Source organism: uncultured Tenacibaculum sp. (genome assembly GCF_947502995.1).
In the GTDB taxonomy this organism is placed as follows: domain Bacteria; phylum Bacteroidota; class Bacteroidia; order Flavobacteriales; family Flavobacteriaceae; genus Polaribacter.
Genome location: NZ_CANNBW010000009.1, coordinates 38,774 through 58,177, shown reverse-complemented (window position 1 = coordinate 58,177; position 19,404 = coordinate 38,774). Strand labels below are relative to the sequence as shown.

Sequence of the window (19,404 nt, the reverse complement as noted above, 5' to 3'; positions counted from 1 at the left end):
GGATTATAAAAGTTTTAGCTAAAGCAATTCAAAGATAAATTTAAGATATAAAAAAAGGACAGTGCTGGGTAGGCACTATCCTAGATAATAGAATATAAAAACTTGGTTTAATTTAAACAATTTTCGTAATCTGAATTTTGTTTGTAAAGTGTACTATTTAAAGTTCCGTTTTCATCGTATAACTCTACGATATTATTGTTACAACTTAATTGAACATCATAGGTTTTAATATTACCGAAGTTCAAATCAATAGTTAACTTAGTTCCTGTTGGAAAATAATCATTTGTAGCCGGTATTGGCTGAGAAAACTCTCCATTTTCTCCGTAAAAAGTTTCACGTTTCCCTTCTTTAAATGCATACATTACTCGGTCTTCAAAACCTTTAAGCAACCAATTTCCGTCCTCTAAAATTTCAATCTTATTTTCTATAGTTAAGGTTTCTGGAGTTTGATCTTCAGCTTCACTACAACTAAATAAAAAGAACACTAATGCTAACGCACTTAAGGTTTGTTGAATTAATTTTTTCATGGTTTTTTCGATTTTCAATTATATCCCAAATAACTTTAAAACCTAATAAACTGGAAGTATTAAACTTTGTGAGAGGTTAAAAAAAGAGGTTAAAGCGGAAAAAAAAGCATTGAAAAATTTTACATATTCAACCATTGTTTAAACTCTGCTGCTTTATTTTTACTAATAATAATTTCTTCATTAGCATTAGAATTTAAAACAATCTTTAATTGACTTTTACCATACTTTATAATCTTATCAATAGCAGATATACTTATTATATATTGTCTGTTAGCTCTAAAAAACAGTGTTGGATCGAAGTTGGTGTACATATCATCTAAACTTGCATTAGATGTAGATTTCTTTCCATCAAAATTTACAACGTAAGTAATTGTATTTTCTGTGTATACATATGCTATTTCGTTTATTAGTACTGGTACTAATTCATTTCGCATATACGTTAAGATTCTTTTTCTGTTTGGTTCACTTACTTCAACTTCACTTGGTTCAGAAACAATTTCTTCTTTTTCTTCTATTTGAGTAGCGAGTTCGGTAGCAATTTTAGCTTCTCTTTCTAAATCTTTTTCTTTTTTCTCTTTATAATTTACCAAATCGGTATTCAATTTAGACAAATTAATAACTTCAGATTCTAAAGAAGTATACTTCTCTTCTAATTGCTTTTCATATTTACTTCCTATAATTCGTACAGCTACAGAAGATAGAACAATAACTAATATTCCCATTAACAAGAAAATTAAATAAAAGTTACGTTTTAACTGTTGTAATTGTTTATCGATACTACTCACATTTACATTTGCAGCGATTAATAAATCGGTACTTTTTACTGGAGTTGTATGAATAACCTCTACATTTTCATCATTGCTTTTTGAAGTTCTATTAGCAACTAAAATATCGTATAAATCTTCTGAGTTGTTTTTTTCTTTCAGCGATTGTAATAAATCTGAGTTCGATTTTTCAATCTCTCCTAACTTCGTTTTATCTGGATAGCACACTTTTTTTCCAGACCAATCTAAAACCGAAATAAACCAAGCATTAGAGTTTGTTCCTAAAATAGTCGTTTGTAAATTTTCTAGAACAGCTTCTTTATTCAAGTTATTTGCCAATTGAAAATCTATAATACTAGCAATTTCATTTGCCTCTCTTTTACTTGTTTCAACTTGTACTTCTATTAATTGATTCGCACTAGCCTTAATAAAATACTTGGCCGCAATAACAGATATTATTAAAAAAACAACTGTAATTGATAAAACAGTAAATAGATATAATTTGTCTTTTCTCATTTGGTCTTGTATAAAAATGATCAATAATCATTTTTCCCTTTTCATGGTTCTATTTTCCTTTTCATCCAAAATTATTCTAAATTAATTAAAATAATTAGTTTACTTTGATAGAAATTAAATATAGCTTCATGGCTAAAAAATATAGTTTCTTTTTAATAAGTATTTTTTTATTGGTCTTAGGTTATTTAACCTATCGAGTTATATTATTTAATAAAAGTGTTAAAAATACTGAATCGGAATTTACAATTTCAGCAACACAGCTTTTAACAGAATTCGAACAAAACGAAAAACAATCCGATAAAAAATACACCAATAAAATTATTACAATTTATGGCAACGTAAAAAAAATTTCTCATTTAAATAACAGACGAACTATTATTCTAAGTAGTAATAACAATTCGAGTATTATTTGTGATTTAGATGATAAAGAAACAATCGACACAAACACTATAAAAGTAAATCAACAATTGTATATAAAAGGAATTTGTAAAGGATATTTAAAAGATGTTATCCTTTTAAATTGTTTTTTAGACACACAAAAGAACCATGAATAAACTACGACTTTTAGTAATTCTTTCCTTTTTTAAGGTAGGAGATATTTTAGGACAGCAATTTATTGCTCGGCAAGGTCAGGTTACCTTTTTTTCCTATGCTTCTGTAGAAAATATTGAAGCTAAAAACAATCAGGTTTTAAGTATTCTTGACTTTGATAAAAAGGAAATAGCAGCAACCATGCTGATGCGAGCATTTGTTTTTAAGAAAGATTTAATGCACGAGCATTTTAATGAAAGTTATATTGAATCTGATATTTTTCCAAAAGCAACCTTTGAGGGAACTCTTTTAGAAGGTCTTGAAAATGCTGCGCCTCAAACACAACTCATTAAAGGGAAAGTTACTATTCATGGAGTTACAAAAGAAATTGAAATAAAAACAACAATTCAGAAAACACCAAATAGTTACAACCTTATTGGTGAATTTAACCTACCTGTTCATGATTTTAATATAAAAATACCACCAATTTTATCGAATAACATTGCTAAAATTGTACTTGTAAAATTTAATTTCCAATATTTACCTTATGAGAATAACTAAATTATTATTTACCTTTACTCTAGCATTACTAGTAAAGTCTGTTAGTTATGCACAGGGACTTTTGGATAAATTAGATAAAGAATATCCTAACAATCCAACATATGAAATGGCAACTTTTAAAACTACCAGATTAGGTTTGGGTCATTCTGTAGAGACTCGTAAAAAAGGTGCTTTAGAAATATCTTGGTATAACCGATACTGGAACAGACCTAATGGAGAAACTCAGTTTTTTCTTGCAGATGAAGTAAATATGCGTTTTGGTTTAGATTACGCCATCTCTGATAATTTTGCTGTCGGTGTTAGTTATAGTAATTGGGATGAAATTGCTGATGGTTATTTAAAGTATAAGTTTTTGAGACAAACAAAAAAGGGAAATCCTTTTAGCATGGTTGCTCTACAAACTATCTCTATGACAGATAACATGATGAGTAGAAATCTATATGGGCCCAGCTCATCTTCAAGTAATTATAGTTTTACTACAAAAATTTTAATAGCAAGGAAGTTCAATCCTAAATTATCACTTCAAGCAAGTCCATTTTTAATTTTACGAAGTGAGCAACCTATGAATAACAATCCGGGATCCCAATATGGAATTGGATTTGGTGGGCGTTATAAAATAGGAGGACATGTATCTATAGTATCAGAATATTACTCGGTATTCAATCCTTTTAAAACGGTTAAAACATATAATCCTTTTATGGTTGGTGTAAATTGGGAGTTAAGTCATTTAATGTTACAGTTTCATATGACGAATGCCCGAACATTCGCAGAAGATGCATTCATTACTCAAACTACGAATAACTTCAACTTTCACGATGGAAACTTCCATTTTGGATTTAATGCTACATTCGTTTTACATTTAAGTAAGAATAAGTTATAAATACACACCCTGTTTTTCACGGAAAACAGGGTGGTTTTCTTTGTACAATTCTGCTAGTTTTGGCATTGTTATATAAGCAGTGGAAATTAACTCTCTAAAACAAAAACTTAGCATATGAAATGTACTACAATAGAAGAAGCTCTTAATAATTATAATGAAGTCACAGATCTTTACTTAAAAGGTGAAGAATGTAAAAAAGCTTACACAGAAGAGATAGAAAAATTCACCAATATAAAATCGCTTCATTTCTTACCCAATATAGAAGAATGGTCTACTTTTCCTGAAGGATTTAAAAAATTAGAGTTAGACGTTTTACATATTTCTGGAGTTCGTATCAACGAACTTTTAGGAATGAAAATAAAACATCTTGGCATTCAATTAGCGCATATTGATTTAGTACCGCTTTGTAAAAACTTTCCTGATTTAGAAGAACTCTCATTGGCTTTTGGAAACGCTGAATTTTCTATTCCAAAAGAAATTGAGCAATTAGCCAAATTACAAAAGTTATCAATTAAACAAGGTACATTAACACATGTTGCCGACGAAATTAAAAACTTAACGAATCTAAAATCTTTAGAACTTCATGGTTTAGGCTTTGATGAGTTACCAATACAATTTGCCACTATTTCTAATGTAAAAGAGGTTACACTAAAAAACTTTTACATGTTAACAACCTTACCTGAAGAAATTAAAAACTGGAAAAATCTTGAAAAAATTAACTTTAAATTCTGTTTTAAAGGTAGAGAGGAAAAAAGTTTTGAAGACGAGTTATTTATAGAAGACAAACCAAATACATTACCTACTGCAATTTCCAGATTAAAAAACTTAAAAGAGATTCGTTTAGAATTTTGCCCTATTCAAAACCTTGATCCGCTTGCAGAACTAAGTCATTTAGAAGAAATACATATCACTCAAGCTAAATTAAATACAATTGACGCTCTTAAAAACCTAACAAATCTCAAAAAACTAGATGTTAAAAACTCATACGATCTTAACAATGTAGATGCTCTTAGTGAACTCATCAATCTAGAATATTTAGATATTTCTAGTTCAAAAATTACTGGTTTAGAACCTTTACATAAACTAACAAAACTAGAACACTTAAACATTAAAGGATGTACATTGGATAAAAGTAATTTTAATGTAAAAAATGCGCTTTTACCTTTATATAATTTTGAAAATCTGAAAATAGTAAAGTCTTCTCATCTTACTGAAGAAGAATGGAGTGAAAGAGATAAAAATGAGGCTTCAAAAAAGAAATTTTCTCCAGAAGAAATTATTGCTGTTTTAGAAAATAAGGAAAGTAACCTTATTACAATCGAAGAAGTATTGAATTCCATTGGTGATATGGAGTTTGTTTTTAAGGTAAACAAACATGATGCTTATGATAGCACTTTGAAAATACCTGTACTTGATACTATTGTAACTTCTTATGCTGAAAAATTGAGCGAAGAAACTTTAAAAAAGTTGATTTCTGTTAGTTTTGCTGATACTGGAATGTATGATAGTTACGAAGTAACTACTATTGTGATTCGTGAATTTATAAAACGTAAATCTGTAGCGGGACAAAATCATGTTGTAGACGCTTTTATAAATTGTATGAAATATTATGATGCTGGTCATCGTTACTTTGGCTCTACTGTTCACGATCAATTAATTGATAATTTCTTACCACAATTTGAAACTGAATCTTTAGCAAAACTAATACTTTCTGTAGGAAACGGAATAAAACATCCAGAATACGGTGATGGAATATGCGAATTGTATGCTCCTGCTTTCAGTAAGATGAAAGAAGATAATACTTATGAAGCTGAGATCGTAGGTGATTTTACCAATTTCATATTTGAAAATGTTGATGAATCAATCATATTAGATATTATTGATGACGTTTTAGAAGAAAATATTTCTAATGATATCAGAGAAGTAATTGAAAAGATTAAAAATATTGCTTCACGAACTCATAAGGCTGTAATAGGTGAAAGTGCTTCTGACTTTGAAATGATGTTGAAAGATGTATTAAATGGTGATTTACCGTCATATTTATTTAACGATTATGATTTAGAACGTTCATTTGAGAACTTCAACATTCAAGAACTTTCTTTTGATCTTTTACACAAGGTTTTCGACTATACATTTTTTGCAAAAAGTTACAGAACATTAGACAACTTAAACAAAGTACTTTTTTCATTAGATCGTGAAAAATTAACTACTTATTTAGAGGATATTTCTGAAGATAATGAAGAAGTAACTCAAATGCTTATTAAAATTTTGGACAACAAAGTTTCTAATACTGAAAAGAAATATATTGACAAAGATGCTTATGAAAGTTTTGCGCTAGAATTTAAATATAAGCTACAAGGAAAATCTAAAGAAGATATCGCTAGAGAATTGGCTGAAAAGAAAGAAGCAGAATTAAAAAAGGCAGCAGCAAAAAATCAGAATAATAAATTAAAAGAAGCTTTTCAGCAATCTTTAGCAAATGGTGATAATTCTATTTTTATCACTGAAAGTAAAAAAATAGTTTCTGAAGAACAGTTAAACGATTACTCATTTGACATGTCTAATTTCACTACTAAATTATTGATTAACTCTTTAATGAGTAGAGATTTCAATTCAGCTAAAAATGTATTCTTAAATTTTGTAGAAAACTTACTTCCTGTTGTTGGAATGTCTCATAAGACAGATGATGTAGCATCAAACGCTATTGTATTAGCTATAATGGCTAAAGATAAAGAAGTAGAATCTTTAGTATTTGAAAAATTATTACCAAAAGATTTTAAAGCTAAAGATGTAAGTAATGAAGTTTTAGCTTTTAACTTATCGTGTTATTATGCTAAAAATGAAAAGAAAGAAGACATGTTGAATATGATTAAACAGTCGTTAAATTTAGGAAAACAAGCCACACAATTTCAAACAGATTCTGACTTTGAACCGTACTGGCAAGATCAAGATTTTATTGAGGTTTTAGAAGCCTAACAACTTCAAAAACCGAGATAATTAAAATCTCGGTTTAAAGTATTACTAACGATCTTATTTTCTAAAAATAATTATGATAAATCAATTTTGTAATTGAGCGTGTTTTGATTTATAGTATCTATACAGAAACTCATAACAAACCATTTCATGAAGTCTATTCTTAGAAGTAAACAAACGATTCATTAGCATATGAATATAACTACTCATTAGATCATTTAGATCTATATCTAAATTTCCAGAATCATTAATAATATTTATCTTGTAAACCAAATCTTTAATATCATTATCATGTTTAGATATAATATTTATTATAGTTGAACTATAAGATTCGTTTTTAAACTCTTCTGATAAAAATAAGTTAATCTTATTCTGTTTATCCCTATACTTTTTACTTAATTGTTTAATCAAAAACTTTGAAGAATTAAATTCTTGTTTAAAAGAAGTACTTAACTTTAATAATAAATCGACTTTGTCTTTTAAACTATAATTAAAACTATTAAGTAAAGAATCTATAGACTTCAAAGAAAACAACCAACGAACATCGTTATCTTCAATCTCCCGATTAAAACCTAAAAACCTGATTACCATAACACTATTATAATAAAAAATATCTTCGGATATAGATATAGAATTAACACCGTAGCGCTCTATTTCTCTTTTATATGTATCTGTTTGTATTTTCCAAATAAGCTTTTTCTCTATAAAATCATTAAAATGAATGTGCATAATGTCAATTATAGAAAGAAGGTTAACTTTATTCTCAAAATGAAATCTTAATCTGAGATGATTTTCTGGATCTGAATATCTAATAAAAAACCATTTATCAATAAGGTTTTTATTGACTAATTCAGTAACCACAGGTTCTACAATATCTAGAAGTATTTTATCTGATGTTTTATATCCTGAATAAATCTTATAATAAATCCAATTATCACCTAAAAAAAAATTCCTTTTAACTGTATTATTGTCTTTTTTGTTTTTCAATATTTTTTAATTTTTCTTCATTGTAAAATGAAACAACTACTTGATTTGTATACACCCCCTTATGTTTATCAGTTATAATTGACTTTTCAGAAAATAGAAACTCTTTTAAAGTAACTCTTTCTCTATTTTTGACTGTATTTAAAAACATTTTAATAGAAGTCAAATTATTTAAATTAATTAATAATTCATTATCTCCATCAACCAACTTTACATAATCAGGCACTTTTAAGTCTTTCTTAAATAAATTCACTTTTTTTCGTAATTCATCACTTTCGTCAATTAACTTTATTAATGATTGTAGATGTTTTCTTGATAAATTCCAAGTAGCTTCACTTAAAATAAGATTATTATATTCTATCCTAGGTATGAATTCATATTCACGAATTACAGGGCCTAAATCTAGTCCCAAACCATTAATATCCTGTAACTGCATATCTGATAAGAAATGATAAACTGGTAAAGAATTATTTCTGTAATTATGAGCAGAAGTTAAACGTGGTATTATTTCTTTATTATATTTCTTGGAAAATAATTTTACTTTATTCTTATTTTTTGCAGAAATCATTAAATCTTCAAGATAGATTGTTTTATCACTAGATTTTAAAGATTTTGCCAAATATGGAATTTCAAAGGATCGAAAATCAGGACGACATAAAATATTTCCCATTCTAGATTCTGGTAGGTGAACTATCTCAGCTAAAATTTTATCCTTCGTCATTTTTGTTTCAACATTAATGATTTGCTCTACATAAGATTTTATTTCTTGATTACTATGACAAAAACGTCCTAATATATTAGCTGCACTTGAGCCTCCTGCACCACTAAACCTAATTTTATCTTTTTCAACAATTTCTACGATCGTAGAAATTGTATCTGGAAGATTATTTAAATCAGCATCAAAATCTTTAAAATCTCTATCTGTTAATTTTATAATGTAATCATTATTTTTTAAAGCTTTATTTATTAATTGAACAAACTCACTATAAATTGGACTCCATTTAATATCTAAAAAATCTTTATTAGAATACTTAGTTGTTAACATTAAATCATCTACTAAAGGATTTACATCTGTTATTCCATTATTTTGAATATAACCTATGCCTAACTCTACATCCAATGCTGTTGATAACTTTACTTCTTCATTTTCATATCTATCATAAAATGCTTCTTTAAATTTATGAAGATCACTTTGTTTTTTTGGGTATGCTGTAAGCTTGCTTAAAAATATAAATCCTTTTTTTATATCATTTATGATTTTTTGATCTAAAGTATTAGATATTGTATTTGTAACCATATCTGATTGAAATAAATATTTAACATCAAAATCAATGTTTAACTCTTTCAATTTATTAATAATCTCGTAGTATAATTCTAAATCATTACCTATTTTTTTATCTAATTTCGATATTTTAACACTAACCTCTCTTAATATTTTTATGATGTCATCAATTCCGTCTAATGATTCTAAAACAGAAAACATTTGTTCAAAAAACTCTGGACCAGAAACTGAAGGTTCTAATTCACTAATTAGTATCTGACTATCCACTAATTGATCTACAAAAAAATCCGCTTCTTCGAAAGAAACATCATACTTCAAAAGCATAGAAATTATATCAGATAATAAGACTCCTTTTGATGCTTTAAAAAGTATTTCCTCAAGATAGATAGAGTTATCTACTTCCGCAATTTGATGATGCCTCTTACCCTCAACATAATTATATTCAACATATCTTAACCTATCTCCTACTTCATAAATACTTGAATTTGGATAAAAAAGCAATTGATTTTTAATCTTTATATTTTTCACTAAATCTTGAGCTAGTGCTACAAGATAATTCATATCAAACCTGGTATGTCTTTGATTAAATGTTCCTTTATATAGATTTATTGCTGTTTTATCATCAAAATTACCTAAAGAACAACCTGCAAACAAACCGAAAGGTGTACACCTAGTTGACATTCTAGATATATACTTAAGAAAAGAATACTTTAGCTTATTTTCTTTTTTTATATCTAATTTTTCTCCCTTCATCCATTTTGTAACTTCTTTAACTAAATCAGGAGAAGCTAAAAAAAAGGATTCTTTTACAGCAGGCATTTTCCATATTCTTTCACAATCTGCTTTAGATATTTCACTCTTTGATGTGAAATCCTCAAAAAAGCTTAAAGGAAAAAGTGGGGTTCTAAGAACGTAATTAGAAAAACTCTTGTATGGGTTCTTTTTACTCATCATTTAACTTATTAATAAACATTCATCCCATTTATCATTACTCTTAGTAAGATAAATCATAATAGACAATCCTATACCCGAAATTCCTTCTAGCAATGATAAATCAGTATACGTATTTCCTTCGTTATTTATTTGCATAAATCCTGCATAACCGTTTTTATAATCACTTCTACTTAAACCATCATTGATCCAAAATTTAGTTGCTTTTTTAAAAATTGGACTTCCTGTTTCTTTAAACATTCTTTGAAATATAATTGCATTCCCAAAAGATCCGTGACAAACTCCTGCGTCTTTTACATATGTTTCGGTATAATCTCTTCTTTTAGATGAATGTTCCAATATGTTAAGTGATTCTTTTTTTAAGCCAGAGTCATTTAACACTTTTGAGGCATACCATAAACTGACACCAATTCCTAAATCTCCATAACACCAAGCTAGTCTACCTCCTTTTATAGGTTCATTTTTTCCATTATCTATCCAATGTGGATACAAGGAGATTTTGTTATTAGAATCATTTTTAAATTGAATTAAGTAATTAACTGTTTTTTGCAATAATTTTTTAGAAGTCATTTCAAATTCTTCGATTTCACAAAGCTTAGTCAAAAATCTAATAATACTTGGAACTCCATGTGATAATCCTAGATTATAAACTTCTTTTGTTTTATTATTTCTTGATAATATAATTGAATCCCATTTTATATTATTCTCATCTATTATAGTTGCAGATTTTTCTAATAAAGAAATAAATTCAAATAATATTAAATTATACCTATCCCTATCATTATTACTATTTTCAGGATTTTTTCTTCTTTTAAGAAAATAAAACGCATATCCTAAACTACCATGTAAGAAATCATAATTTCCTTTACTCATCTCAAACATCATTATATCGTATAAATAATCTTCGACTTCTACAGGTAAACAATTATCAGGTTCTAAAAAACCTTCAGAGGATAAATGTTCTAAAACCCATCCAAAGCCACCTAAACCTGAACAAAAGGTATTTTTAAAGTTTTCTTTATTAATTATTGATTCACAACTTTCTAGAATATTGATTCCTGTTAATAAACTTTTATTTGAATTAAAAACTTTTGAATAATAAAAGAAAAAAAGTGAAATACCTGACAATCCAGATAAAACACCTATTTCCTTCTCGTTCTTATATTTTATTTTGAGAATTTCATAAATTTCATGTAGTTTTTTTTCTAATTTCTCTCTTTCCAATATTTATTTTTTTATATATTGTCGCAATATTAGAAAAATTGTTATAGAGAACAAAACTTCAATTTAAATTTATAAATTAATTTTCACCTTCTCAGGTTTTATCAATTAAGCCTAGACAATTTCTAATATTAAATAAATTTAAATATTAATTATTATGAAAAAAAAATTCAAATTAAACCTAAACAAAGAAGTAATTTCAGACTTACAAGCAAGTAAAATTAAAGGTGGTGCTGCAACAACTGATTTTAAAGAAGTGCGAACTTATGGTGCAATGTGTCGTTTATCTTTTGAAGGTGTATGCCAGTGGTCTGAAGGGACTAAAGACACTGACATTAGAGATCAAGGTAGATAAGATTTATTTATCTTAACTTGAAAAAACTATAAGAAACATCACTTATTAAAATAAGTGATGTTTTTTTACATATAATAAACTATTATTTTATATGAATGAAATTATTTCCTCTAAAGGTTATAGTAATCAAGTAGGGATTTTAGTTAACCAAATGATTTATACTAGAGAGAACTTAATAAAGTTAACAAGAAATTTATCACAAGAAAATTTGGACTTTAATTTTGATTCTATGAGCAATAGTATTGGCACACTACTTTTACACATAGCAGCATTAGAATTCAAGTTTTTACTAAATAATTTCAGTTATGATGATTTCGATGAAAAAGTATTTGAAGAAATCAGTAGAGCTGCTCCATTTAACATGAATAAAAGACTTGTATATGGTTACGAATTTGATTACTACTTTAAATATTTAAATAAATTCAGAAAAGAAACTCTATTATCTCTAAGAAAAGTAGATGATAACTGGTTATTTAAAAAAGTTAAAACAAATAATGGAGAAATTCTTGGTAATAACTATTATTTGTTACGTCATATCATAGATGATGAAATAAGTCATCAAGGTCAAATAAAAATAATATTAAATAGAATATCTTAAGTATAATGGCAAAACACAATCTCATATAAATACATTGCTAATTATTATTAATATGAGATTGTTTTCTTTCTATTAAAAACACTTAAAACATTATCCTTTTACAGGAACTGATACAACAGTAGTTCCCCATCCTAAGTGCATGTTTGCATTTTCTCCTTTTCCATCAAAAACAATAGAGAAATTTTCTAATGACGTATTCGATGTAGAAACTTTCCCTGTAACTCTAACCAAATCTTCACTTTGATTGTAGAAATAAGATCCCCAAACATTTAAAGTTGTATTTAAAATAATTGTCCATTCTTTATCACCTGGAATAGCAAATAAAGAATAAGTACCAGCTTTTACAGGTTTACCTCCAAAAGTAACATCTTTATAAAATGTAATTTCTGCTGCTTCATTAGCACCTGTTCTCCATACTTTCCCAGCAGGAGCCAATTTAGCTAATGATCTTCCTTTTAAAAATGGACGGCTGTATACAACTTTTACTAACTTATCTAAAACTCTTTTACTTGTCGGATAAACTGAAGCATCCATTGGACTTTTATCTAACTCAAGAAACTCCTGCCCAAAAGCTTCTGTTGAAAACACTAAAGCTACAGCAAACACAATAATTGATAAAATCGATTTTTTCATGATTGATTGTTTTAAATTATAATTTAAGGGTTCGTCCTATAATTTATAAAACCTTACACCTAACTTTATTAAAATTTTGTGAAAATCATGATTTTACAGAAATCACCCTCCCTTTTAAAAACTCTGATAAACAAATCAATACAATACTTATTCCGAATAAAGGAAAGATTACCCCTAAAAATAGTATTGCAATGACTAAACCATAGTTTTGTTTGAAACTCTTTGGTGATTTAGGCACACTCAATTTTCCTTTTTGTTTTCTGAATACATAAGAGAAAATTGCCGCAGTACTCATTAAAGTTAATAACATTGCTATGGCAAACATTAAGTACCAATTCCACCCGCCAAACTCTCCTTGATGAAAAGCCATTAACCACATTCTAGCTCGCATTAAGACTCCAACATCACTCCAACTATGAGACTTAACTAGTTCACCAGAATATTGATCGAAGTGCATCATTTTTTGTTCAGCAAGCGGAAATGCTTTATTTGAAATTGAGAATGTACTTTTTGCTGATTTTGGCAAACCTATTGTAATTCTGCCTGGCAAATTTTGTGCATTTGCAATATTGATCATTTCATCTAAAGACAATCTTTTTTCTTTAACTGTAGAAGTTAATCCACGACCACTCCAGGTTTTAGGATACCCAGTATTTGTCCATCTCTGAACTTTCTTAAAATTCCCTCCAAAAACATCTGTCCAAGGAAAACCTCCTGCTAAAACGATCAGTAATAAAATAGAAATCCAGAAACCAGTAACTGCATGTAAATCTCTAAAAAGAATTCTCTTTCCTTCTTTTAATCGTACTGTAAAAACACCTTTAATTCCTCTTACAAAAGGAAACCAAATGTATAAACCTGATAAAATTAAAATGACCATCCAGCTTGCAATAAGCTCAACTACTTTCGTTCCTACTTTTCCTCCCAAAAGTTCACCATGTAACTTTCTTACGGAATACATCCAAGTATCTTTTGCTTGAAAAGTACCCGAAACGTCTCCTGAATACGGATTAATATATACAGATTGTTTTCCTCCAAATCTTCCAGCAATAAATTCAGTACTAAGATCAGTTTCATCAAGAACTACTGAATTTAATTTTCTTTTAGAGTTTTTCTGAGCGATCTCCCATTGTTGATCATAACTCAATCGTTCACTTTTTTCTTCAGAAATTACTCTTTGTATTCCTTGAATAACTTCGTTTTCTACATCTGATTTAAACAAGTAGATTCCACCTGTAATTGACAAAACAATTACAAACGGCAAGGAAATGATACCTGCAATGAAGTGCCATTTCCATAACCATTGATTTAATTTTCTATTTTTCATTTTTAAAAGTTATACTTCACTCCAAAATGAAAAGCTCTAGGATTACCGATACTATAGCTATTTTCTCTTCTCCAGACATTATAGCTAGCTCGCACAGCATATAATTCATCAAAAATATTTAGTGCTTGTCCCCAGAATTCAAAATCATAGAACTTAAAACTTCCTCTGAAATTGAACACGTGATGTCCATCGTAAGTTGATGTTCCTAAAATATCATTTCCTGCAGTATCAGTTCCAACAACTACTTGATTTTCGAAACTTGTATTGTAACTTCCAACTTGCTCGTGCTCTAACGTTAATGTTAAATTATTTAGCGGCTTGTACGTAATATTAGACATCGATAGGTAATTTGGTGCTGTTTGCATATCTGTATTTGAATAATCTACACCATTATCGAAAAACGAAATGTATTTATGTGTTGCATAACTTCCGCTATAATTCACCGAAAGATTTTCTAATATTTGATATTTAAGACCAAGTTCTACACCTTGCGATCTTGTTTTACCAGCATTTAACTGAACAAAATCTCCCGACACATCTCTAAGAGAAATTAATCGATCTGTTCCATCTAATCTGTATACAGCTACATCTACTTTTAATTTCGATGGAATTGTAAAATATCCTCCAACTTCGTAGTTATCGAACTTCGCTGGTTTTAAATCGAAAATTGTAGCACCTGTATTACTGTTTCTGCTATTTCTGAATAATGTTGATGTTTGTGGTGGTGTAAATCCTTTTGAGTAATTGCTATAGAAACCTAAGTTCTTATTCACGTTATAGTTTAGTCCAAATTTCGGTGCTACACTACTATAATTTACTTTAGTATCTACAACTCCTGCCTGACTTTCAATTAAATTATTATAATCGTAACTAAACTCATCGAAACGAACAGCTGCTGTCACTTTTAAAGCTTCAATTGGTGAAATTTCGAACTGTGCATATCCTGCATAATTAAAAATATCAGCATTATAATTTAAAATGTAATCTCCAGAATTTATTGTAAAATCGATGTTCTTTCCTGTTTGTGTATCTACAACCACATCTAAAGTTTCTGCAACATAATCTTGCGGAGAAAAATCAGCTGTAGCTCCTACTACTAAAGAAGCATCTTTAAAATTAAAATCTAATTTATGTTGAATTAAACCAACATAACTTCTAAATTGATTTGAATTAATTTCACCCGAACCTGTTCCTGTTAATTGGCCCATGTTTCTATCTTGACGAACTCGATACGATGGAAGTTGATTCATGATGTTGTTTCTGTAAATAAAATTCACAGAAGTTTTATTTCGATCGTTCCAAACCTTCTCTAAAGTAGATCTAAAACGTAATGCTTGTGCTTCACGTTCTGTAAATGTTTGATCGCTTTCATAGTTTCCAGCTAAAAAGTTTTGTTCAGAAATAGAACCAGTCATATCTGACCTGTAATCGATAAAACTTACTGAATTTATCCAACGTAAAGTTTCAGAGAAATTATTTTCATTCTTAAATGTGATGGCAAATTTTTCATAATCTGAATGCCCAACAGGACCATTATTTCTTTGAATATAATGTCCTCCAACATAAAATCCGTATTTCTCATTTGCAGTTGTAGAAGCTTCTGCCTCATATCTTGTAATTCCAAGATCGTTTCCTTGAATGCTTACAGAACCTCCAAAATCTTTTCTAGGTGATTTTGTAATAAAATTAAAACTTCCACCGATAGCTTCGCTTCCGTAAATACTAGAAGCCGGGCCTTTTAAAACTTCTACTTTTTCGAAGGTAGTATTGTTCATTTCCAATAATGCATTGTGATTAAACACAGCTACAGGACGAATTGGTAATCCGTCTTCAACATATAGGAATAAAGATCTCGTTGAAATAGGAGAACGAACTGCCATAAAATGTTGTTCGTTACTCGCTGCTTTTGAAGAACTCATAAAAACTCCAGGAACTTGATTTACTAATTGTTCAATTCCGAAAGCTTTTGTTTCTTCAATTTGCTTACTTGTTAAAACTCCAATAGAAGCAGGAACTTCTCTTCTTTGCTGAATTTCTCTACTTGCCGATACAATAACTTCATCTAAATTTTGAAGATTTTCTTGTAAAATAATTGTGTTAAATTCTGATGATAATTTTACAGTTTTAGTAACAAAACCGACCATCGAAATTTTCACTCGATTATCACTAAGCTTAATCATAAATCCACCTTCAAAATCTGTAGCAACACCTCTTTTTGAGTTTTTTACTAAGATTACTGAAGCTCCAAAAATAGGATTTTGATTTGCGTCTACTACTTTTCCTTTATATATTTTTTGTGCTGAAATATGTACACAAGCTAATATTAATCCTAAAACTAGGATTATTACTTTAGTATTCATTTTAATATTATTTCGTTAAGTTTTTGTGGCTTATAATGCGTATTGAAGTCCGAAACTTAATGTCTCTCTTCTCTCTAATTGAATTCCATTAGGTTCTTGAAATAATGGCTGTGCATATTCGAATCCGAATCGTATATTTTTAAATCTTCCTTCAGGAATGTAAATATTAAATCCAATTCCTCCATTAATATATTGACCACCAGAATTTGCAGTATCTGCAGTAGTTACCATCATCGGATTTAAATTCGGATTTGTTCCATTAATTCGTTCTTCTGCAACTACTTCTCCTCTAGCAGAAAAGCTTAACCACTCTGTCGTTTTATATGCAAACCAAGAGTTTAAATTATAGCGGTTTCCTAAAGAATAATCGAAATCGTTTCTTCCAAAACGATACAATCCTTTTAACTGTGTTCCCCAAGAGAAGTTATTAGTTTGACCTAAATATGTTAAGCCTAATTCTGCATCAAAAGTTCCACTACCGATTTGCATTGGATAAGGCAATTGAATTTCGTTTGGAGTAGACATTGGTGTTACATCTTTTGCTTCTAAAGTTCCTGTAGGAATTGATAAACCAACGTTTGCATGTAACGATTGACGATCTTTATTGATGAATTTATATAAAGCGCCGATTTTAATATCTCCAAAACCAGAAGAAGCTGTAGCAAATTGATTTGTCATTCCTGTTGGCATACGCATTTGTAAATCCATTTCATTTTGCATGTACATTGCCATAGCCATCACTGTGATTTTATCAGTTACACCGTACATTACTCCGATCATATGCATATCCATTGGCATATTAAGTGGTGTTACCATGTAACCACGATTGTGAGCAGCTGCATTTGAAATATCTGAAGCTCCATCTAATAAACCTTCCATATTCATTCTCATATATCTGTAAGAGAACATTACATCACCTTTTCCGTGATAATGATCTCCCATAACAGAGATTGGCGCATGACCATCAGGTCTTCCTGCTGTCCATAAATTTTCTTTTTCTTGTGCGTATGTATTTACCATTGCTATTAACGAAATAGCAACAATCATTAATTTGTTTTTCATCGATTATAATTTTTGATTTCTGAATTTTAAAATTGAATCTATTCAGAAATCTGCATGAATAGTAAACTCTCACGATATCGGAAAGAATAATAATTCATGTTAATTTTATTTATTGTACATAAGTTTCTTGATTGATAGCAATATCAATCTTAAAAAGATGTAAGTCCGTTATTGAACTTCCTAATAAATAAATTATGCGGTGGGTGGATGAAAAACTGAAGGATAATATAAAAACTTATAGTTTTTATGATAACCGAAGTTAGCTTTTTGTTTTTGCTGGTAATCATCTCTTTTCTTTACTTCTAATACAGAAACAAAACCTATTGGATATTCTTCCATAGCTATTCGTAAAGAATTGAAATCATCTTCTTGTTGTTGCTTAAGCTTTTTCATTAATTGACATTTACCTTTACAACTAAGTTCTGGTTTGTCTTTGTTAATACATAAAACTTTAGCGATGTAATCGTAATTAATTGCGTACTCTACAAAAGGAGCTATTGGTCGCAACATTGCAATTAAATACAACAGTACAAAGAAATATGTTGTTAATTTTAACTTCAAAAAAAGCTTATTTATCGGCTTGCAAAGGTAAATCAGTTTTAAAACAACAGCAATTAAATTTCACTATTTTTACTGAAAAACAAGCTCTTTTACTATCATTATTTCTTTAACAGAATTATTATGCTTTATCTTGACTTTTAAGGAATCTGATGTGTTTTTTTTATTTCTATATTCACAAAGTGCTTTTTCTGAATTCATTGATTCATCGTTGTATGATAAAACCTCTGCATTTAAAGGAATTTTCATTTTATCTGCTGAAGAATTTTCTAGAATACTTTTTACAATCAGTTTATTACTTTCTTCATCGAATTTTGTTCCTAAACCAGTAGATTTCCATATAAAATTCGGAATACTATCATAAGGTTCTAAAATCATTTTCTTTGATTTCCAACTTAGTGTTGTCTTGTACTTTTTGAAAAAACCTAATCCCAACAAATTAGCTGAAGTTGGAGACATAAGAGCAGGAATTTTTTGAATGTTGAACGGAGTTTTTTTGAAATACAGAGAATCTAAAAGTACTAGTTTTTCTGTATCACTAGATTTAGATTCTCCACCTAAACCTTCTGAACTTCGTCCGAGATATTTTCTGGTTTGTAATTTTAAAGAATCCTTTAACACTGATTTTTCTACTAAAGAAAGTACACCGTTGTTTCCTAAATCTATAATTACTGACTTCGATTTCTTTTCTTTTGAGAACTGAATTGATGTTCTGATATGAAAACTAGATTTGTTCACATGTAATGGTATTTCTATTTTGTTTTCATTGAATTTCAAATCATTTAAAGATTGTGTTATTGTTATTTGCTGATTTTCAAAATCTATTTGCCAATCTACGTTTTTCATGGTTCCATTACCAATTAACCCATAAATTTCATCAGTACAATTAAAATTAAAACCAAGTTCTTTAAAATTCAAATTTTCAATACGCATTTGACCAATTTCAATTGCGTTTACTTTTTTAACACTCGCTAGAAAAAAGTTACCTGTTGCTCCTCTACCTATCATTTTTCCGTTTGATTCTAACTCAAACTCATTTGAATGATGCTTAAAAATAAAGTTAGAAGCTCCACTATCCAAAATAAAAGGATATACTTTTTTACTGTTATCAAACTTTACATCAATAAGTATATGTCCGGATGTTGAATAATAAAACGGAATTGTAATGGATTTTTTTTCTCCAAAATATAGTTCACCTTCACTTAACTTTTTCTGTTGTTGTAAAAAATAATATAAACTTATTCCTCCTAAGAGAATAATGATTCCTATTAATGACGATATAATAATTATAATTCTTTTTAGCATCTTGTTTGTTTAGTGG

The 19,404-nt window shown here is 28.7% G+C and carries 17 protein-coding genes; 6 read left to right on the top strand and 11 right to left on the bottom strand.

All coding sequences use genetic code 11. The annotated features are described in order from the left end of the window. Positions 1 to 107: 107 nt before the first annotated feature. Entirely contained in the window at positions 108 to 527 is a 420-nt protein-coding gene (locus Q1A46_RS08745; RefSeq protein ID WP_299676795.1) for a hypothetical protein, read from the bottom strand. A 119-nt stretch (positions 528 to 646) separates the two neighbouring features. Then, positions 647 to 1,807, bottom strand: a complete 1,161-nt coding sequence (locus Q1A46_RS08740; RefSeq protein WP_299676792.1) for a LytTR family DNA-binding domain-containing protein — start codon at positions 1,805 to 1,807, stop codon at positions 647 to 649. A gap of 128 nt (positions 1,808 to 1,935) precedes the next feature. Here Q1A46_RS08740 and Q1A46_RS08735 point away from each other — a divergent pair, with 128 nt between their 5' ends. The 4 genes from Q1A46_RS08735 (at position 1,936) to Q1A46_RS08720 (ending at position 6,755) form a co-directional block, all read left to right on the top strand. Beyond that, positions 1,936 to 2,361 carry a hypothetical protein gene (locus Q1A46_RS08735; protein ID WP_299676789.1) on the top strand — a complete coding sequence of 142 codons (426 nt, stop codon included), beginning with the start codon at positions 1,936 to 1,938 and terminating at the stop codon, positions 2,359 to 2,361. Continuing rightward, positions 2,354 to 2,899 (top strand): YceI family protein, encoded by a 546-nt coding sequence (locus Q1A46_RS08730; protein WP_299676786.1) that lies wholly within the window; start codon positions 2,354 to 2,356, stop codon positions 2,897 to 2,899. The genes Q1A46_RS08735 and Q1A46_RS08730 overlap by 8 nt, the downstream gene beginning before the upstream one ends. After that, positions 2,886 to 3,779, top strand: coding sequence for a DUF5777 family beta-barrel protein (locus Q1A46_RS08725; protein ID WP_299676783.1), 894 nt, complete (start codon positions 2,886 to 2,888; stop codon positions 3,777 to 3,779). The genes Q1A46_RS08730 and Q1A46_RS08725 overlap by 14 nt, the downstream gene beginning before the upstream one ends. Positions 3,780 to 3,893: 114 nt before the next feature. After that, positions 3,894 to 6,755 (top strand): leucine-rich repeat domain-containing protein, encoded by a 2,862-nt coding sequence (locus Q1A46_RS08720; RefSeq protein ID WP_299676780.1) that lies wholly within the window; start codon positions 3,894 to 3,896, stop codon positions 6,753 to 6,755. A gap of 81 nt (positions 6,756 to 6,836) precedes the next feature. On the opposite strand, the gene Q1A46_RS08715 is transcribed toward Q1A46_RS08720, so the two are convergent. The 3 genes from Q1A46_RS08715 to Q1A46_RS08705 are packed head-to-tail and all read right to left on the bottom strand — an operon-like array spanning position 6,837 to position 11,193. Then, positions 6,837 to 7,739 (bottom strand): thiopeptide-type bacteriocin biosynthesis protein, encoded by a 903-nt coding sequence (locus Q1A46_RS08715; RefSeq protein WP_299676777.1) that lies wholly within the window; start codon positions 7,737 to 7,739, stop codon positions 6,837 to 6,839. Then, positions 7,717 to 9,969: a lantibiotic dehydratase family protein gene (locus Q1A46_RS08710; protein ID WP_299676774.1), complete on the bottom strand. Its 2,253-nt coding sequence runs from the start codon at positions 9,967 to 9,969 to the stop codon at positions 7,717 to 7,719. Before Q1A46_RS08710 ends, Q1A46_RS08715 begins: the two co-directional genes overlap by 23 nt. A 3-nt stretch (positions 9,970 to 9,972) precedes the next feature. Further along, a complete protein-coding gene (locus Q1A46_RS08705; protein WP_299676771.1) occupies positions 9,973 to 11,193 on the bottom strand; it encodes a lanthionine synthetase C family protein in 1,221 nt (406 codons plus the stop codon). A 154-nt stretch (positions 11,194 to 11,347) separates the two neighbouring features. On the opposite strand from Q1A46_RS08705, the gene Q1A46_RS08700 reads away from it, so the two are divergent. Both Q1A46_RS08700 and Q1A46_RS08695 read left to right on the top strand, forming a co-directional pair. Further along, positions 11,348 to 11,545 (top strand): hypothetical protein, encoded by a 198-nt coding sequence (locus tag Q1A46_RS08700; protein WP_299676769.1) that lies wholly within the window; start codon positions 11,348 to 11,350, stop codon positions 11,543 to 11,545. Positions 11,546 to 11,636: 91 nt separating this feature from the next. Further along, entirely contained in the window at positions 11,637 to 12,143 is a 507-nt protein-coding gene (locus Q1A46_RS08695) for a DinB family protein (RefSeq protein WP_299676767.1), read from the top strand. A 90-nt stretch (positions 12,144 to 12,233) separates the two neighbouring features. Here the strand turns inward: Q1A46_RS08695 and Q1A46_RS08690 are convergent, their stop codons facing one another. The 6 genes from Q1A46_RS08690 to Q1A46_RS08665 form a co-directional block, all read right to left on the bottom strand. Then, on the bottom strand, positions 12,234 to 12,776 hold the full coding sequence (locus tag Q1A46_RS08690) for a DUF2911 domain-containing protein (protein WP_299676765.1): 543 nt from the start codon (positions 12,774 to 12,776) through the stop codon (positions 12,234 to 12,236). Positions 12,777 to 12,861: 85 nt separating this feature from the next. Next, positions 12,862 to 14,103, bottom strand: a complete 1,242-nt coding sequence (locus tag Q1A46_RS08685) for a PepSY domain-containing protein (RefSeq protein WP_299676764.1) — start codon at positions 14,101 to 14,103, stop codon at positions 12,862 to 12,864. Positions 14,104 to 14,105: 2 nt separating this feature from the next. Continuing rightward, on the bottom strand, positions 14,106 to 16,463 hold the full coding sequence (locus Q1A46_RS08680) for a TonB-dependent receptor (RefSeq protein ID WP_299676763.1): 2,358 nt from the start codon (positions 16,461 to 16,463) through the stop codon (positions 14,106 to 14,108). Between the two features lie 30 nt (positions 16,464 to 16,493). Further along, on the bottom strand, positions 16,494 to 17,525 hold the full coding sequence (locus tag Q1A46_RS08675; protein WP_299676762.1) for a transporter: 1,032 nt from the start codon (positions 17,523 to 17,525) through the stop codon (positions 16,494 to 16,496). Between the two features lie 192 nt (positions 17,526 to 17,717). Continuing rightward, positions 17,718 to 18,086, bottom strand: a complete 369-nt coding sequence (locus Q1A46_RS08670) for a hypothetical protein (protein WP_299676761.1) — start codon at positions 18,084 to 18,086, stop codon at positions 17,718 to 17,720. 69 nt (positions 18,087 to 18,155) lie between these two features. Then, positions 18,156 to 19,388: an aspartyl protease family protein gene (locus Q1A46_RS08665; protein WP_299676759.1), complete on the bottom strand. Its 1,233-nt coding sequence runs from the start codon at positions 19,386 to 19,388 to the stop codon at positions 18,156 to 18,158. Positions 19,389 to 19,404 lie beyond the last annotated feature (16 nt).

Excerpts from the sequence above, each read along its gene's own strand:
- Q1A46_RS08745 (WP_299676795.1), bottom strand. The coding sequence starts at position 527 with ATGAAAAAATTAATTCAACAAACCTTAAGTGCGTTAGCATTAGTGTTC.
- Q1A46_RS08740 (WP_299676792.1), bottom strand. The coding sequence starts at position 1,807 with ATGAGAAAAGACAAATTATATCTATTTACTGTTTTATCAATTACAGTT.
- Q1A46_RS08735 (WP_299676789.1), top strand. The coding sequence starts at position 1,936 with ATGGCTAAAAAATATAGTTTCTTTTTAATAAGTATTTTTTTATTGGTC.
- Q1A46_RS08730 (WP_299676786.1), top strand. The coding sequence starts at position 2,354 with ATGAATAAACTACGACTTTTAGTAATTCTTTCCTTTTTTAAGGTAGGA.
- Q1A46_RS08725 (WP_299676783.1), top strand. The coding sequence starts at position 2,886 with ATGAGAATAACTAAATTATTATTTACCTTTACTCTAGCATTACTAGTA.
- Q1A46_RS08720 (WP_299676780.1), top strand. The coding sequence starts at position 3,894 with ATGAAATGTACTACAATAGAAGAAGCTCTTAATAATTATAATGAAGTC.
- Q1A46_RS08710 (WP_299676774.1), bottom strand. The coding sequence starts at position 9,969 with ATGAGTAAAAAGAACCCATACAAGAGTTTTTCTAATTACGTTCTTAGA.
- Q1A46_RS08700 (WP_299676769.1), top strand. The coding sequence starts at position 11,348 with ATGAAAAAAAAATTCAAATTAAACCTAAACAAAGAAGTAATTTCAGAC.
- Q1A46_RS08695 (WP_299676767.1), top strand. The coding sequence starts at position 11,637 with ATGAATGAAATTATTTCCTCTAAAGGTTATAGTAATCAAGTAGGGATT.
- Q1A46_RS08690 (WP_299676765.1), bottom strand. The coding sequence starts at position 12,776 with ATGAAAAAATCGATTTTATCAATTATTGTGTTTGCTGTAGCTTTAGTG.
- Q1A46_RS08685 (WP_299676764.1), bottom strand. The coding sequence starts at position 14,103 with ATGAAAAATAGAAAATTAAATCAATGGTTATGGAAATGGCACTTCATT.
- Q1A46_RS08680 (WP_299676763.1), bottom strand. The coding sequence starts at position 16,463 with ATGAATACTAAAGTAATAATCCTAGTTTTAGGATTAATATTAGCTTGT.
- Q1A46_RS08675 (WP_299676762.1), bottom strand. The coding sequence starts at position 17,525 with ATGAAAAACAAATTAATGATTGTTGCTATTTCGTTAATAGCAATGGTA.
- Q1A46_RS08665 (WP_299676759.1), bottom strand. The coding sequence starts at position 19,388 with ATGCTAAAAAGAATTATAATTATTATATCGTCATTAATAGGAATCATT.